Source organism: Abyssisolibacter sp. ZYX002 (assembly GCF_056892235.1).
Genome location: NZ_JARMXH010000001.1, coordinates 1,225,355 through 1,243,705, shown reverse-complemented (window position 1 = coordinate 1,243,705; position 18,351 = coordinate 1,225,355). Strand labels below are relative to the sequence as shown.

General features: G+C 29.8%; 3 protein-coding genes. All 3 read left to right on the top strand.

The features are described from left to right. Positions 1-70 precede the first annotated feature (70 nt). The 3 genes from P3X86_RS05645 to P3X86_RS05635 all read left to right on the top strand — a co-directional run bounded on the left by P3X86_RS05645 (position 71) and on the right by P3X86_RS05635 (position 18,253). Complete coding sequence (locus tag P3X86_RS05645) at positions 71-862, top strand: YiiX/YebB-like N1pC/P60 family cysteine hydrolase (RefSeq protein ID WP_483291655.1); 792 nt, start codon at positions 71-73, stop codon at positions 860-862. 287 nt (positions 863-1,149) lie between these two features. Continuing rightward, on the top strand, positions 1,150-2,265 hold the full coding sequence (locus P3X86_RS05640) for a hypothetical protein (protein ID WP_483291654.1): 1,116 nt from the start codon (positions 1,150-1,152) through the stop codon (positions 2,263-2,265). Between the two features lie 64 nt (positions 2,266-2,329). Further along, positions 2,330-18,253 (top strand): amino acid adenylation domain-containing protein, encoded by a 15,924-nt coding sequence (locus P3X86_RS05635; protein WP_483291653.1) that lies wholly within the window; start codon positions 2,330-2,332, stop codon positions 18,251-18,253. Positions 18,254-18,351 lie beyond the last annotated feature (98 nt).

Sequence of the window (18,351 nt, the reverse complement as noted above, 5' to 3'; positions counted from 1 at the left end):
GAAAAATTAAACAATTTTCAAGATACTTATTACATCATTGCAATTAGCATACACAAAAAGGAGGGATTAAATGAAAAGAGGTATATCTATTGTAAAACTTAGTTTATTGATTTCAGTAGTTATAGTATTTACAACTATGTCATTTGCAATCAACTATGGAGAAGACATAACCAAACTACCAGGGTACTATGAAGGTTTATCTGAATTCACAAATATTCCTATTGAACAACTAAAAGAATTAGTTAAAGAACATGGAGAGTTGACTAATTATATGGGCATAGACATTGATATTGATTTATTAAAACAAGGAGGATTATCAGCACGTAGTGATAGTAGTGGCGGAGGAGGAAGTGGCAAGAAAATGACAGAAGCACAATTCAACTCTCTTAAGAGCTATGCTGATGAAGGGGACATGCTAGTAACAAAGGATTCAAAAACTTGGTTTGTTAATCATGGACACGCAGCTATAATATCTGATTGCCCTAGTAATGGTGATAAATACATTGTACAGGCTATAGGACCAGACGTAAGAAGTAAAAGAGAAAAAGTAGATAGCTGGGCTAAGTATTATAAAGTGAGAATATATCACAGAAATTCAGCTTCACTATCACAAAGAAGATCTGCAGGTAGCTACGCTAAATATAATTTAGTTAACAAAAAATATAGTGCTTTTCCTAGTGTTGGTAGCTCGAGTATGAATTGTGCTACATTAATATATAAGGCATATAAATCTGTAGGAATAAAACTAAAGACATCTAAATTCTTCTTTACAACTACTATGTATCCAAATGATATAGTTGGAGATGGACGAAATGGAATAGAAATAAAAATTAACTGGGGTGGAGGAAACCATAGCTGGTAACATTATTTGGACTAATTATTTTATTATTATAAAGTGATAAAGGCTTAGTTAGGGGCTGTCATAAGACAGCCTTCAGACTGTAGATAAAAACCCAATTTCTGCGCCCGTGTTAAAATTTCCGTTGCTCACTTACCTCTAAGTAAGCTCTGCTACTCAATTTTAACACGCCTTGAAATTGAACTTTTACTAAAGTCTGCTATCTTGATGACTTTGTCATCAATCTAGGGGCTGTCATAAGACAGCCCTTGCTAGAATATACAATAAACATTTCTAAGGAGGGTTACAAGTTGCTTAACAAAATAGTTTTGATAATTTGCGCAATCTCTTTAGTATTTGCTTTAGTTGGATGTAGGGCAAATAAAAGTAAAGACATTGTTAGTGAAGTTAAAATAGATAAAATAAAAGATAGTAGTGTAGTAGCAAACTTTGTCTATGAAGAACTTGTAAGTAACAAATCAGTGTCATATCTGTGGAAAGACAAAGTTATGCTTGATGCCAAAGGAGATTATAAAAGGACTTATGCTAATATATATCCAGTAAAATCAGAAGATAAATTAAAAGATAAATTAGAATTAGGGGAAGTTATGAGTAATTCGTATGGTCAGTTGATGTATTATGTGAGTACTGATAAATTGGAATTGTTTATGTATGAATCATACTATGATGATAATTGGAAAGTATGCTTATTATACGATGATTCTGTGAAAGAGATACTCATAAAACATGAATCGGAAAAATTAATATATTCATACCAATTAACAGAAGAAGCAGTTTATATATTTTCAGAAGAAATATATAAAATACACTTAGATGACTATAGTGTTGACGTAATAAAGATACCGTTTAACGATTTTAATGTAAAGTCAGCAGCGACGAGACCAGAGCAAGTGTTTATAAAAGACAACATGTATATACAGGGAACTTCTTACTTTGAAGAAATTAATAAAACTACAGATGAACAAGGAGTCTTCTTAAAGTTTAATTTAAAAAATAACGATGCAGAGACTATATTTCAAAAAGATAGAGTAGAAAAGATATTTGTAAATAAAGATGTATACGTAGTATTATCAAGCGAAAAAAACACATATAAACCCATGCTAAACTATTATGATAAGGATTTCAAGCTATTAGGCTCAAAGAAAATTAAAATAGAATCAAAAGAAGGAACCGTAACAGCAAGTAGACTGGGCAGATTTTTTTCTTTATATAAAGATAAGCTATACGGAGTGATGAGTATAGATGGTAAACATGTTGAAGAAATTGTGGTAATAGATGTAAATACAGCAGAGGTTTTATATCAGATGGAAATACAAAATAAACTAGTAAGTAAAGGATATTCTTTGCTCGAAGCAAGATTTTATTTGAAGCAGAATAGTAAATTAATTCAACTTACATCATTTTAATTAGCAGTCCTAAGGGCTGTTTTAATATTGATTAAAGAGGTTATCAGTGAGGAGGGTCTATACTATGCATAAAAACTTAGCACAGATAATAAAGGAAAGAATAAGTAGTAATTCAAAAATGATTTTTATCGAAAACAATCAAGATAAAGAGGTGTTCTATAGCCAGATATATGATAGAGCACTAAATGTATTATATCAATTACAACAAATTGGGATAAAAGAACAAGACAAATTAATATTGATAACTGAAAAAAATGAAGATTTTGTTTATCTTTTTTGGGCGTGTATATTAGGCAATATTGTGCCAGTTCCAGTAATTCCTAGAGCAAATCAAGAAGGAATAAATACAATTATGAAGATATGGCTAAAACTAGAAAGACCATTTATAGCCACTAACATGAGTATAATAACAAACTTAAGGCGAATGATGAGTACTAGTAAGAATGAAAAGCTAGCACATATTGCTAAGAAGTTTATAATATATGAACAAATTCAAAATAGAAAAGGTATCGGAAAAGTATATGAAGCAAACCTTACAGATACAGCTTTAGTACAGTTTTCATCTGGATCAACAGGAGATCCAAAAGGAGTTGTACTAAGTCATGAAAATTTGTTATCAAATACTAACAGTATATTAAAAGCTGCAAAAATTAGTAAAGAAGATATTTCATTGAGTTGGATGCCACTTACACATGATATGGGACTCATAGGTTTTCATCTTACGCCAATAATAGTAGATTGTAATCATTATCTAATGGATCCTATGTTGTTTTTAAAGAATCCACTTTTGTGGTTAGAAAAAGCTAACGAATATAAAGTTACAACATTAGTATCTCCTAATTTCGGATATAAACATGTTTTGAGGTTTATAGATGCAGGTAAAAAGTATAAGTGGAATTTTGAAAATGTGCGTTTAATTTTTAATGGTGCTGAACCTATATCCATGCAGTATTGCAATATGTTCCTGAAAGCTCTAAGTAAATACAGTCTGAGTAATAAATCAATGTTTGCGGTGTACGGGCTAGCAGAGGCAACATTGGCTGTTTCATTTAATCCAGTTGGTGAGGGATTGAAAGCGATAAATCTAAATAGACATGCACTTACTGTAGGGCAAAAAGTTAAAGAGGTTAGTGAAAAAGATAAAGATAGTGTAACATTTGTAGATTTAGGATATGCATTAGAAGACTGTGAGGTCAGAATATGCAATAAAAATACAGTAGTAGATGAAAATACGATTGGAGTTATTCAAATTAGAGGTAAAAGTATAACCAGTGGCTACTATAAAGAAATAGAGAAGACAAAAGATATGTTTACAGATGATGGATGGTTGATTACTGGTGATTTAGGTTTTATTAGAAATGATAGGCTTATAGTTACAGGTAGAGAAAAAGACATCATATTTATAAATGGGCAAAACTATTATCCAGAAGACATAGAACGTGTAATAACAAATATAGTGGGATTTGAAAGTTTACAAGTAGCTACGGTAGGAGTATTTAATGAAAAACTTCAAAAAGATGATATTATAATTTTTGTGCAATTTGATAAAAACATAGAAGATTTTCTCGATATCAGAAAAAAAATAAAAAGGTTAGTTAACAAGAGGACAAGCTTAGATATAAGCTATGTTATACCTATAAAAGAGATTCCCAAAACTGTTAGTGGGAAAGTACAAAGATATAAAATGGCTAAAAGCTTTACAGATGGAAAATTTGTAGAGTTAATTCAAAAAATGAATGGTTTCACGATAGAAGAAGTAAAACATGATGAAAAACAGTTAAATGCAGTAACAAAAAAACTTATATGTTTATACAGAGATGTATTAGGTGTAAATAATGTAAACATAGAAGATAGTTTTTTTGAGCTTGGAGGAAATTCACTTAAAGCTATGGAGCTAATACTTAAAATAAATAAACATTTTAATGTAAATATACAGCTTAATGAACTTCTTTACAGATCAACCATAATACAACTTGAAGAATATATAAAAAATAGCGATAACCATGTATCCTTAGAATTGGTCAAAGCAGAGCATGATGAATACTATCCTGCACTCCCATCACAGCAGAGGCTTTATGTACTAAATCAGCTAGATAACAAGAATACAAATTATAACTTGCCAGTAGCATTAGAGATAAATTCAGATTACAATCATGAAAAGTTTACGAAAGCATTAGATAAATTAGTAGCTCGCCATGAAGCACTCAGAACAACATTTCATCTAGTAAACAATCAATTAATGCAGAAAATTCATCAAAAAATAGAATATGATATTAGCTACGCTGATGATGTTATAACTGATATACAAGAGACGATACACAAATTTGTAAAGCCATTTGATCTATCATCAGAGGCGCTATTTAGAGTAAAGATAGCAAGACTAAAAAATAATAACTATCTTCTAATAATAGATTTTCATCATATCATAACAGATGGAAGCTCTATGGGTGTACTTATAAGAGATTTAGCAAGCTATTATAATGATATAGAATTGCCAAAGATTAAATATGATTTTAAAGACTTTTGTGTATTCAAAAATAAAAGTCAGGAACAACATTGGCACAAAGAGCAACAAAAATATTGGTGTAATCTATTTAAAGATGAAATACCAGTTTTGAATTTACCACTAGATTATGCTAGGCCGATGATACAGAGCTTCAAAGGGGATGTAGTTACCTATAATGTAGATAGAGAAACTACTAAAAAACTTAAAAAATTTGCAAAATCAAGCAATTCAACACTTTATATGATAATGCTTAGTGCTTATTTTGTATTATTAAATAGATATACAAATCAAGAAGAAATAATAGTAGGAACTCCAGTAGCAGGAAGATATATAGAAGGATTAGAGAACACAATGGGGATGTTTATAAATACACTTCCTATACGGAGTAAAATAGATAGAAGTAAAAGCTTCACAGAATTTTTAGAGGAAGTAAAAGACAACTTTTTGATGCTATACAAATACCAGGGTTACCAAATAGAAGAACTACTAAAAGAGTTAAATATACACAGTGATTTAAGCAGAAACCCACTGTTTGATACTGTATTTAACATGTTAAACATGGATATACCAAGCTTTGAAGTAGAGGGGATGAAATCAAAATTAGTAGAGTATAATCATAAGACATCAAAACTAGATTTGACATTTGAGGCAGAAGAGATAGACGAAGTTATACGTCTAAAGTTTGAATATTGCACAGATTTATTCCACAAAGACACAATATATAGGTTAATAAACCACTATGTCAATATATTAGAAAATATCATAAAGAATGAAAATATACTTATCAAAGACATAAATGTATTAAGCAAAGAGGAATTTAAACTATTAACGATAGATTTTAATAACACAGACAAAGATTCCTATAATGTAACAGTAAATGAATTATTAGAAAGAATAGCAAAACAAAAGCCAGATAATATTGCGATTATTGATGGAAATGATAGATTAACATATAAACAATTAGTAGATAAAATCAACTCTCTAGCTAGCACAATTAGAACAAAAGGAGTAAAGCGAAATGATATAGTTGGGATTATGGTAAAGAGAGGATTCAATAGAATAATAGGCATGTTGGCGATACTAAAAGCAGGTGGTGCATATCTACCAATAGAACCTGAATTCCCACTAGAGAGAACAAAATTTATGTTAAAAGATAGTAATACAAAGCTACTGCTTGTTGATTCAACAAACACAAATATGTCATATGAAGGAATAGTTATTAATGTGCTGGACGAAATAGACAAAAAGGGATCTGATATTAGAAATATAAATGAGCTAGGTGATTTGGCATATATCATATATACATCTGGAACGACTGGCAATCCAAAAGGAATAATGGTAGAGCACAAAAACCTCATGGCTTATGTAAAAGCATTTGAGGAAGAGTTTAGTATAGATGAGAATGAGAGAGTATTACAGCAAGCTTCATATTCATTTGATGCATTTGTAGAAGAAGTATATCCGTCGCTATTAAATGGGTCGACATTAGTTTTAACCAAGAAAGAAGAAGTACAAGATATCGAGCTACTCTCAAAGGTTATAAATAAAAATCAGGTTACAATTGTTAGTTGTTCTCCTCCATTATTAGATGAATTAAATAAATACAAGTATCAGAGCATCCACACATATTTATGTGGTGGAGATGTAATGAAATATGATAACTATAATAACCTCATAAAATATGCTAATGTATATAACACTTATGGACCTACTGAGACAACAGTATGTGCTACGTATTATAAATGTGAGAAAACAATGAAAAGCAATATCCCGATAGGAAAACCTATTGCAAACTATAAGACATATATACTAGATAGTAATAACAACCTGCAACCAATAGGTGTACCAGGGGAATTGTGTATATCAGGAAGAGGTGTTACAAGAGGATATTTAAATAGGGCTAAATTAACAGCGCAGAAATATATAAAAAGTCCATTTAAAAAAGATGAAGTCTTATACAAGACAGGGGATTTGGCTAGATGGCTTGAAGATGGCAATATAGAATATTTAGGAAGAATTGATAATCAGGTAAATATAAGAGGATTTAGGATTGAACTAGCAGAGGTTGAAAATCAACTATTAGAACTTGACTATATCAAGAAAGTAGTAGTTATAGATAATACAGATAGTCAAGGAAAGTATCTATGCGCTTATATAGTGAGTGATAAAGAATTAGTAGTTGCAGATATAAGGAGTTACTTAATAAAATATTTGCCTGAATATATGATACCGTCATACTTTATACAAATAGATGAAATACCTATTAACAACAGCGGTAAAATTGATAGAAAGCTACTCTCAGAAATAAAAGGAAATATAAAAACAAATCATGAGTTTATAAAACCAACAAATGAGATAGAAAATAAGTTAAATAAGATATGGCAAGAGATTTTAGATGTTAACCCTATTGGTATTAATGACAATTTCTTTGATTTAGGAGGACATTCACTAAAAGCTACAGCACTGGTTTCTCAAATATATAGAGACTTAGGTGTAAAAGTGCCATTAAAAGAGATATTTAGAAATACAACTATAAAAAAATTAGGAGAATACATCAATAAAGCTACTTATAGTGAAGATTTCATAGAGATTGTAAAACAAGAAAAAAGAGATTATTATAAAGCATCATCAGTACAAAAACGCTTAATAGCAATCAACCAAATGGATACAGAAAATACAAGTTATAATATTACTAGGGCAGTAGAAATAAAAGGAGATCTTGATTTAAATAAAATAAACAGAATATTTAGAGAACTTATAGAAAGGCACGAATCACTGAGAACTAGCTTTGACATAGTGAATGATGATATTGTACAGATTATACATGATAACTACGAGTTTGTAATAAAAATGATAGAGCTAGGGAATAAGGAAATAAATGAAATTGTTAAAGACTTTGTAAAGCCGTTTGATTTACACAAAAGTCCTCTAATGAGAGTAGCATTAGTAAAAGTTAATGAATATAAGCATGTTATGATAATTGACATCCATCATGTAATATCAGATGGTATATCTATATCAGTACTGATAAAAGAATTCTTTGATTTATATAAAGGATGTAACATACAAGAAGTAAAGTTGCATTACAAAGACTTTGCAGCTTGGCAGAATAAGATGTTAGATTCTAAACAAATGAAGTCAAAAGAAGAGTTTTGGTTAAAAACACTAAAAACAGATGTAGAGGTATTAGATATATTAACAGATTTTCCAAGACCTAAAATTCAGAACTTTGAAGGTAGCTGTAGAAGATTTAAAATAAATGAGAATCTTACAAGAAGATTAAAAGTTTTATGTGAGAAGTCAGAAACCACTCTTTACATGGTGTTACTAAGTGCATATAACATCTTACTGTCTAAATATTCACATCAAGAAGATATAATAGTAGGTTCACCAATAGGTGGAAGATATCATCCAGATTTGGAAAGTATGGTTGGAATGTTTGTCAATACAGTTGCTATGAGGAATTATCCAAAAGCTGATAAACGATTTGTTGATTTTTTAGAAGAAGTAAAACAAAACTCACTAGATGCATTTGAAAATCAACAATATCCATTTGAAGAGTTAGTAGAAAAGCTTAAAATAAAAAGAGACCTCAGTAGAAATCCTCTGTTTGACACAATGTTTATAATGCAAAACATGCAGTATCCAGATATGAATACGGATGATTTGAAAATATCAATATTAGACATAGATAACGATACAACAATGTTTGATATTACATTAGAAATAAAAGAAGACAATAACTACCTTGATTGTATATTAGAGTATAGTACATCATTATATAAAGCTTCAACTATTGATAGATTAAAAGAAAGATTTGTAAAGGTACTGACAGAAATTACATTAGACCATAATATTAAGATAGCAGATATAAATATATTAAAAGATGATGAGAGGCAATTGATAACAAAAGATTTCCAAGGAGTGCAAACACCGTATAAAGAGATATATACCATAAAAGATTTATTTGAAAAGCAGGTAGCAAAAACGCCACACAATGTAGCATTAGTATATCAAGGAGAAAATATAACTTATGATGAACTAAGCAAAAGAGCTAATAAAGTAGCGCATATGTTGAGAAATAAAGGCATAAAAACAAAGGATGTAGTAGGGATAATGATGCCAAGGTCATTTGATATGATTGTTGGGATACTAGGTATCATAAAATCAGGAGCTACTTACTTGCCAATAGATATCAACTATCCAAATGAAAGGATTAAAAATATTATAGAGGATTGTAAACCTAAGATAATATTGTTAAAAGAGGAAAATATGACAGTATCTATAGCGAGTGAGATTTGTCATTTAGATTGTACACAAGAAGAAAAACAAGAAGATTTAGTTACTCTTAGTACAGCTGGGGATTTACTATATATAATTTACACCTCAGGGACAACGGGAAAACCAAAGGGTATACAGACTGAGCATAGAAACGTAATATCATATATTAAATCATTTAACAAGTTATATAACATAAACGAAAATTCCACAACATTATTACAAGCTTCTATGACTTTTGATGGATTTGTAGAAGAAGTGTTTACAGTACTTACAGTGGGAGGAAAGTTGGTAATACCAGAAGATAGCATAGTTAAAGAAGCTCATAAACTTAGAGAGCTTATAGTTAAGAATAACGTATCAATATTGAGCTGTTCACCATTTATATTAAGCCAGTTTAATAGTTTAGAACCTATGAGATGTGTGGATGTTTTTCTAAGTAGTAGTGATGTGCTTAAGAAAGAATACTTTGGTAATATCATAAAATATGCTAAGGTATACAACATGTATGGCCCTACAGAAGGAACAGTTTGCTCTACGTATTATAAATGTAGAGATAACGAATCGGAAGTAATACCTATAGGCAGACCTATACCAAACTATAAGGTGTATATACTTGATGAAAAACTCAAAGCTCAGCCAATAGGTATTAAAGGTGATATTTATATTGGAGGTAAAGGGGTAGCCAGAGGTTATCATAATAGAAAAAAATTAACACATGAAAAATTTATCAAGAATCCATATGATAATGAAGTGATGTACAAGACAGGAGATATAGGTAGATGGCTAGATGACGGCAATATAGAGTTTTTTGGTAGGATTGATAAACAAGTCAAGATTAGAGGGTATCGTATAGAAATAGGAGCTATAGAAAGTAAGCTACTAAAGCATGATGCTATCAAAGAAGCTGTTGTGTTAGCAAATGAAGAAGTAGGAGATAAATATCTTTGTGCTTTTATAGTTTCAAATAGCAAGATGACAGTTAAAGATTTTAGAGAGCATTTATTAAAGACACTACCAGATTACATGGTACCTTCATACTTTGTCGTACTTGACAAATTACCACTTAATCATAATGGGAAGATAGATAAAGAAAGATTACCATTACCATCTAAAGTTATAAACACTGGAGTAGAGTATGTTATGCCAACAAACGATACTGAAAAAGTTATAGCAGATATATGGAAAGAGAATCTTAAGTTAGACAAAGTCAGTATAAACGATGACTTCTTTGAACTAGGAGGACACTCATTAAAAGCTACTATTATGGCAGCTAAAATAAATAAGATATTTAAAGTGAAGCTGTCTATAAATGATATATTTAAATATTCAACGATTGCTAAAATATCAGAGTATATAGCCAATATGAGTAGAAACAGTTATGAAGATATACAGCTTTTAGAAAAAAGCGAGTATTATGATGTATCGTCATCACAAAGAAGAATATATACACTATGGGAATTGGATCAAAAGAGCATAAGTTACAATATGCCATCGGCTGTTTTGATAGAAGGTTGTTTAAACAAAGAATTATTAGATTATACAGTCAATCAGCTAATAGAAAGACACGAAACTCTAAGAACGTCTTTCCATATAAAAGATGATAAGCTTGTACAAAAAGTTCATACAAATATCCCCAGTGTAGTAACATATCTAAAAGCCGACGAAGAAGTAGATATTAATAAGTTTATAAAGCCTTTTGAGCTATCAAAAGCACCACTATTTAGAGTGATAGTTATAAAGATTGCTATGGATAAGCATATAGTTATGTTTGATATGCACCATATAGTATCTGATGGAATGTCAGTTAGAATATTATTGAAGGAATTTGCTAGTATATATAAAGGAGAAAAACTACCACAAAATATTATACAATATAAAGAATTTGCTCATTTCCAAAATAAATATTTGCAAACAGATGACATGATTAGAGAAGAAAAATATTGGCTTGATACTCTAAAAGGAGAAATTAAAACACTGGATATAGTTACTGATTATCCTAGACCAAAGATGCAAAACTATATAGGGAAGACTTATAGATTTAAAATAGATAAGAAAACTACTATGAAACTCAGAGAGTTATCAAAAGATAATAAATGCACAATGTTTATGATATTGCTAGCAGTATACAATGTGATGTTATCAAAATATAGTTCTCAAGATGATATCATTGTTGGAACACCTATATCAGGAAGGATACATGGTGATGTAGAGAATGTTGTGGGCATGTTTGTTAATACACTAGCATTAAGAAATTTCCCAAAAAGAGATATGAGTTTTATAGAGTTTTTAGAGAATGTGAAAGTCAATGCATTTAGAGCATTTGAGAATCAAAACTATCAATTTGAGCAGTTAATAGACAAGCTAAGTTTAAGAAGAGATTTGAGTAGAAATCCAGTTTTTGATGTTATGTTTTCAATGCTCAATATGGAAAATACAAAAATAGACATAGAAGACTTCAAATGCACTGAGTATCAAATGAACAAAGATGTATCTAAATTTGATTTAACACTCTTAGCCGAGGAGGTAGAGGATACAGTAAGCTTTGAGATAGAGTATTGTAGCGAGTTATTTAAGAAGCAAACCATAATAACTATGGCTGACCATTTCAAACAAATAATAAACTCTATAACTGACAATCCTAATAGATTACTTAAAGATATCAATATGATTACAGAAAAAGAAATAGATATAATAATGAATAAATTCAATAACACAAAAACAAAGTATCAAAGAAAGCTTACAATAAATCAGTTATTTGATATGCAGGTTAGAAAAACACCAAATAATATAGCAATAGTTTGTGGCAAAGAAAGTATAACATATAGAGAAGTTAGCGATAAAGCCAACATCCTAGCAAATGATTTAATAGAAAAGGGAGTAAAAAACGAAAGTACAGTAGGTATATTAGTAGATAGGTCTATAGAAATGATTATAAGTATGCTAGCGGTACTAAAAGCAGGAGGCGCTTATCTACCAATAGATACAGATTTTCCAAAAGAAAGAATTAAGTATATGATAGAAGACTCTAAAATTCAAATACTTATAATAAGTACGGAGACAGTAAGCTTTTTAGATGATATAAAAATAAGGAATTATATCAATGTAGATGAAGTAGATTTTATAAAAGATATAGACATAATTGATGCCAGTGATTCATCAAGGTTGGCATATGTAATCTATACATCAGGTTCGACAGGTAAACCAAAAGGAGTAATGATAGAGCACAAAACTATTCATAACTTTATAGTAGGAATGATGGATAGAATAAATTTTGATGGATTAAATAACATACTATCACTTACAACCATATCTTTTGATATATTTGTACTAGAATCATTATTACCTCTAACAAAGGGGTTAAAAGTAATACTTGCAAATAAAAAAGAAAGTAAATCTTCTAGAGATATAAGTAACTTGATAGTATCAAATAAAGTAGAATGTTTACAGCTTACACCTTCAAGGTTAAGAATGATATTAAGTGACGATAAAGCAAGAGAGTCACTAAGTAATATAAAAGTCATAGTTGTTGGAGGGGAAGTATTTTCGCGAGATATACTGACTAAATTAAAGAGTATATCAAAAGAATCTAGGATATATAATATGTACGGTCCAACAGAAACTACTGTATGGTCTACGACTAAAGACTTAACTAATACACATGATATAAATATCGGAACGCCAATAGCTAATACAAACGTATTGATATTAGATAAGAGCAATAATATGGTGCCGATAGGAGTAAAAGGAGAGCTTTGTATTGGCGGAGAGTGTTTGGCAAGAGGATATTTATATAAAGAAGAGCTAACAAAAGAGAAGTTTATAGAGCATAGCATATGTAATAATAACAGAATATACAAAACAGGTGATCAGGCCAGATGGCTTCATGACGGGTGCATAGAGTTCCTTGGAAGGATAGACACTCAAGTGAAAATAAGAGGTTATAGAATAGAACTTGGAGAAATAGAAAGTAGATTATTAAAACATGAGGACATAAATGAGGCAGTAGTAGTTGTGAGAACAGATAAGGTAGGAGAGCAATATATATGTAGCTATATAGTGAGTAGCAATGAGTTAACTATATCAAACATAAGAGAATTCCTTGCTTTAGAGCTTCCTAGTTATATGTTACCATCATATTATATAAAACTAGATAAATTACCACTTACACCAAACGGAAAGTTAGATAGAAATGCATTGCCAGAGCCACAAGGAGAAATAGATATCAATAGCTTCCAGTCACCTAGAGATAATATAGAGATTATTATGCAAAGTATTTGGCAAGAGCTACTAGATATAAATAAGATAGGTATAAACGATAATTTCTTTGAAATAGGAGGACACTCATTAAAAGCAACACTTTTAATTAATAAGATATCAAAAGAATTGAAAGTAGATGTACCATTAGAAGTAGTGTTCAGTAATCCTACAATTAAAGAAATAACAGAGTATATAAAGAAAAATGCAAAAGGTATTTATAGTCCTATTCAAAGAGTCTCAGAAAGAGAGTACTATCCACTATCTTCTTCGCAAATGAGGATGTTTATACTAAACGACCTAGAAGGGAGTAATACGAACTATAACATACCTATGGCACTTACAATAGAAGGAAACATAGACAAAGAACTCATAAAAAATAGTTTCATAAAACTCATAAGCAGACATGAATCACTTAGAACTAGTTTCAAGATGATTGATAATACTCCAGTACAGGTTATAAGTAAATATGTAGATTTTGAATTAGAATATGCAAAAAGTGATTTTAATGAAATTAAAAATATTATTAATCAATATATACGACCATTTGATATAAGCAAAGCACCACTGTTTAGAGCAATGTTGATAGAAGTAAAAGAGGATGAACATGTATTAGTAATTGACATGCATCATATAGTATCAGACGGTATGTCTATAAGTATTTTATTAGCAGAGTTTGCTCAGTTATATAACAAAAGGGAGCTTAAACCTATTAAAACTCAGTATAAAGACTTTGCTATATGGCAAAAAAGTAGATTGAAGTCGTATAAATTAAAGATACAAGAAAACTATTGGAAGGAAGTATTGAAAAAACCAATACCAGTATTAAATATGATGACAGATTATCAGAGGCCAGCAATGCAAAGTTTTGAAGGAGATTGCATTGATTTTAGAATAGACAATGAGCTTAAGCAACAACTATATGACATAGCTATTGATAATAATTGTACTCTTTACATGGTATTGTTAGCATCATATAATGTGCTTCTTTACAAATATAGCTCTCAAGAAGATATCATAGTCGGTAGTCCTATAGCAGGAAGAGTTCATGAAGATATTCAGAAAACCGTAGGAACATTTGTTAATACACTAATTATGAGAAATGCACCAAAAGGAAGTAAAACATTTACAGAATTTTTAAGGGAAGTTAAAGAATCGTCTATTAGTGCATTTAAGAATCAAGATTACCAGTTTGAAGAATTAGTGAAGAAGTTAGATTTAAGCAGAGATACTAGTAGAAACCCTATATTTGATACTATGTTCATATTACAAAATATGGATAGAACTAAAATGGAATTAGATGGATTGAAAGTAGATAACTTCAATATAGGTGATAATACATCTAGACTTGATATGATTTTAACAGCTGTGGAAGACAGTAATGGTATAACATTTAATATAGAATACTGCGTAAAACTATTTAAGAAAGAGACTATAGACAGGCTTAGTAATCACTTTGTAAATATACTAAAGAGTATAGTAGAGGAACCTAATTTACTATTAGCAAATATAGACATTATTTCTAAAAAAGAAGAAACAAAGCTTATAGACGAATTTAACAGTACTTTTGTAAAACACGAAGATATAATTAATATGAAGCAGTTATTTGAGAATCAAGCGATGAAAACTCCTAATAGTATAGCTTTAGTATATAAAGATAGTAAGATAACATACAGTCAACTTAACGAAAGAGCTAATAAAATAGCCAACGACTTAATAATAAAGGGTGTAGGAAAAGACAGGTTGGTAGGAGTATTATTAGATAGATCACTAGAGATGGTTATCGCTATAGTAGGGGTGCTAAAATCAGGAGGAGCATACTTACCTATTGATATAAATTATCCTAATAATCGTATAAGTTATATACTCAAAGATAGCAATACAAATATATTGATATCGACAAAGGAATTAATGAAGTCAATAAATCTAAATAACTATGATGGAGAGATTATCGATATAAATATAATAGATGGGAATACTCAAAACCCTGATATAAAGATTGCACCTAGTGCTTTAGCATATACTATCTATACTTCTGGTTCTACAGGAAAGCCAAAAGGCGTAATGATTGAGCACAGGAACTTTTACAATTTTAATAATGCTATAACAAAGCATATAGATTTTGCAAGTGGGAAGTCTATTGGATTGATTACGACTGTTTCATTTGATTTGTCTATATTTGAAATGTTGATACCATTAATAAATGGAGTAAAAGTGGTTATAGCAAGTAATAAAGAGCAAAAAAATCCTTATCTGATAAAAGATATGATTATTAGAAATAACATAGACATGTTGTCAGCAACACCTGCTAGGCTCAGAGCGCTTATTGAGATAGATCAAGATTTAGAGTTCACAAATAAGTTAAGAGAGATTATGATTGGAGGAGATTCATTCCCAAGTGACTTGCTCGATACATTACAGAGAAAAACAGATGCAAGTATTTATAATCTTTATGGCCCAACAGAGTCTACAGTATGGGCAACAGTAAAAAATTTATCAGAAGATACACATATAACAATAGGTAGACCACTAAACAATATACAGATATATATATTAGATAGCGATTTAAGATTAGTACCTATAGGAGTAGCTGGTGAAATATGTATAGCAGGAGATAGCTTAGGTAGAGGTTATCATAATAATAAAACATTGACAGACACAAAATTCGTAGCAAATCATATAAACAATAAAGGAAGATTATATAAGAGTGGAGATTTAGGAAGATGGCTTCCAAACGGAGAAATAGAGTTTTTAGGAAGGGTAGATAACCAAGTCAAAATAAGAGGTTATAGAATAGAGATATCAGAAATTGAAAATCAGATTTTATCATATAATGATGTCAAAGATGTGGTAGTAATAGAAAATACAGATATTAGCTATGAAAAATACCTATGTGGTTATATAGTGAAATCCAATGATGATATGAGTATAGCTGATATAAGAGAGTATTTATCAGATTATATGCCAGAGTATATGATACCTTCTTATTTTGTATTCTTAGACTCATTGCCACTAAGTCCAAATGGTAAGATAGATAGAAAGTTACTACCTGATCCAATAGCTAGATATAAGAGTAGTTTATATGAGAAACCTGAAAACAAAGAACAAGAGATGTTAGTATCGGTGTTTAAAGAAGTACTAGGAATAGATAACATAGGAATAAATGATAACTTCTTTGAAATGGGAGGACAGTCATTAAAAGCCATACAAATATCATCACTACTAAAAAAAGCTAATATAAATACTAATATAAGTGATATATTTAAATATCAGACTATCAAGAAACTTAGTCAAGCACTTGATTTTGGTAGTGCAAAATCAAAGTTGTCGGATGAAACTGAGATTGAGAATAAAATACTGCAACAAATCAATCTTAAATGTAAATATGTTTATAAAAACGTGGAAGAAGACATATATAAATTACTAGTAGTAGAAAGAAGTAACCATAAAGATATTCAAACATTAAATAAGTTTATATCAGATGAAGTACATGCGTCTAGTCAACCACACTATATCGTAGAAGTAGACGACTTAAGTAGTGTAAATAAAAGAAAATTATTAAATCTAAAGAAAGGAAATGAGATAAAGTATTACTATGAAGTTAAAGATGAAATATTAAAGAAACTTGATGCATATGAAGCTAATATACTAAGAAATAGAATAAAACAAACATATATTATATCATCAGTTCAAAGAGCATTTTTAGCGTCCAAAGCTATATATACAGGGATAGCTATACTTCTAAAAGAATATGTAGATATAAGTTTACTAAATGAGAGTATATTAAAAGTAATCAATAAACACTCTTTACTTAGAAGTGCATTGAAGCAAAAGAATGATAGACATATATGGGATGAAAGAGAAGATATTATTGACATACAAGTTCCTTTTATAGATTTATCAATATATGAAGGTATGACGAGAACGAATATTCTAAAGAATATAATTTCTGATTTCTACTATGGCAAATATAATAATCAAGGCAATATACTATATAGAATTTTGATAGTAAAAGAGAACAATAAATTGTATCACATAAGGGTAGCACTACATCATAGTATATTTGATGAAATGAGTGGACAAGTGATAGAAAAAGATATATTGGATTATTACAGAAAACTCAAAAATGGTGATAAAATACTTGATTCACACAAGAATTATAATGATTATATCAAGCAGATTAATAGAGGGCCAATTAACATAACAGAGGAAGATATAATAGAGAAGTACAGGTTAGATGAATTTAGTAAAGTAAATAGAAGTATAACCAACTTAATTGGCAAAAACAAACTAAAATCTTTCCTAATAGACTTTGATATGAGACATGCAGATATCACTGATAATACGCAAAAAATGTTTGAACTATCAGTAATATTATTAGAAGAATTGGGAAGACGGTACTTTAATACAGATACATTACCAATGTTGATGTTTTATTACGGCAGAAATTATCAAGAGCAAAATTACTATGATTATGTTGGTGCATTCGTTGATTTCATACCACTCTTAATAGATTTTAATACAATAAAATATGATATATATAGCTATATAGAGGATATGATTAATACATCATTAGAGCATAATATAAACTTTGTAACATTGTCTCTAGATGAGAAATTCAAACAAAGATATAGTAATATAAGACAATTAGTGAATCCATATGAGTCTATACCATTGATGTTTAATTATCATGGCAGTGTTAGCGAGATGAAAATGAAGTTAAACAAAGAAATGACACGAGAGTATGTAAAACGTGAAAAACAGATGTCAAGCTTTGATATACAAGGGATGATGTATGATGTGAGCTATACAGCAGATACATTAAGGATAATCCTATATTTCCCTGAAAATATCAGCAATAGTGAAATAAAAGAAATACTATCTAACAAAATAAATGAAGTTACAGCAATAGATGTAGAAAAAGAGACAGCTATAAGTAAAGAATAATAATATAAAACTGATTCAAGAGAATTTGCTTGAGTCAGTTTTATATTTATACGATTATATATACCTAGTAATTGATATCAATAAGAGCAGTTAATATT

Excerpts from the sequence above, each read along its gene's own strand:
- P3X86_RS05645 (WP_483291655.1), top strand. The coding sequence starts at position 71 with ATGAAAAGAGGTATATCTATTGTAAAACTTAGTTTATTGATTTCAGTA.
- P3X86_RS05635 (WP_483291653.1), top strand. The coding sequence starts at position 2,330 with ATGCATAAAAACTTAGCACAGATAATAAAGGAAAGAATAAGTAGTAAT.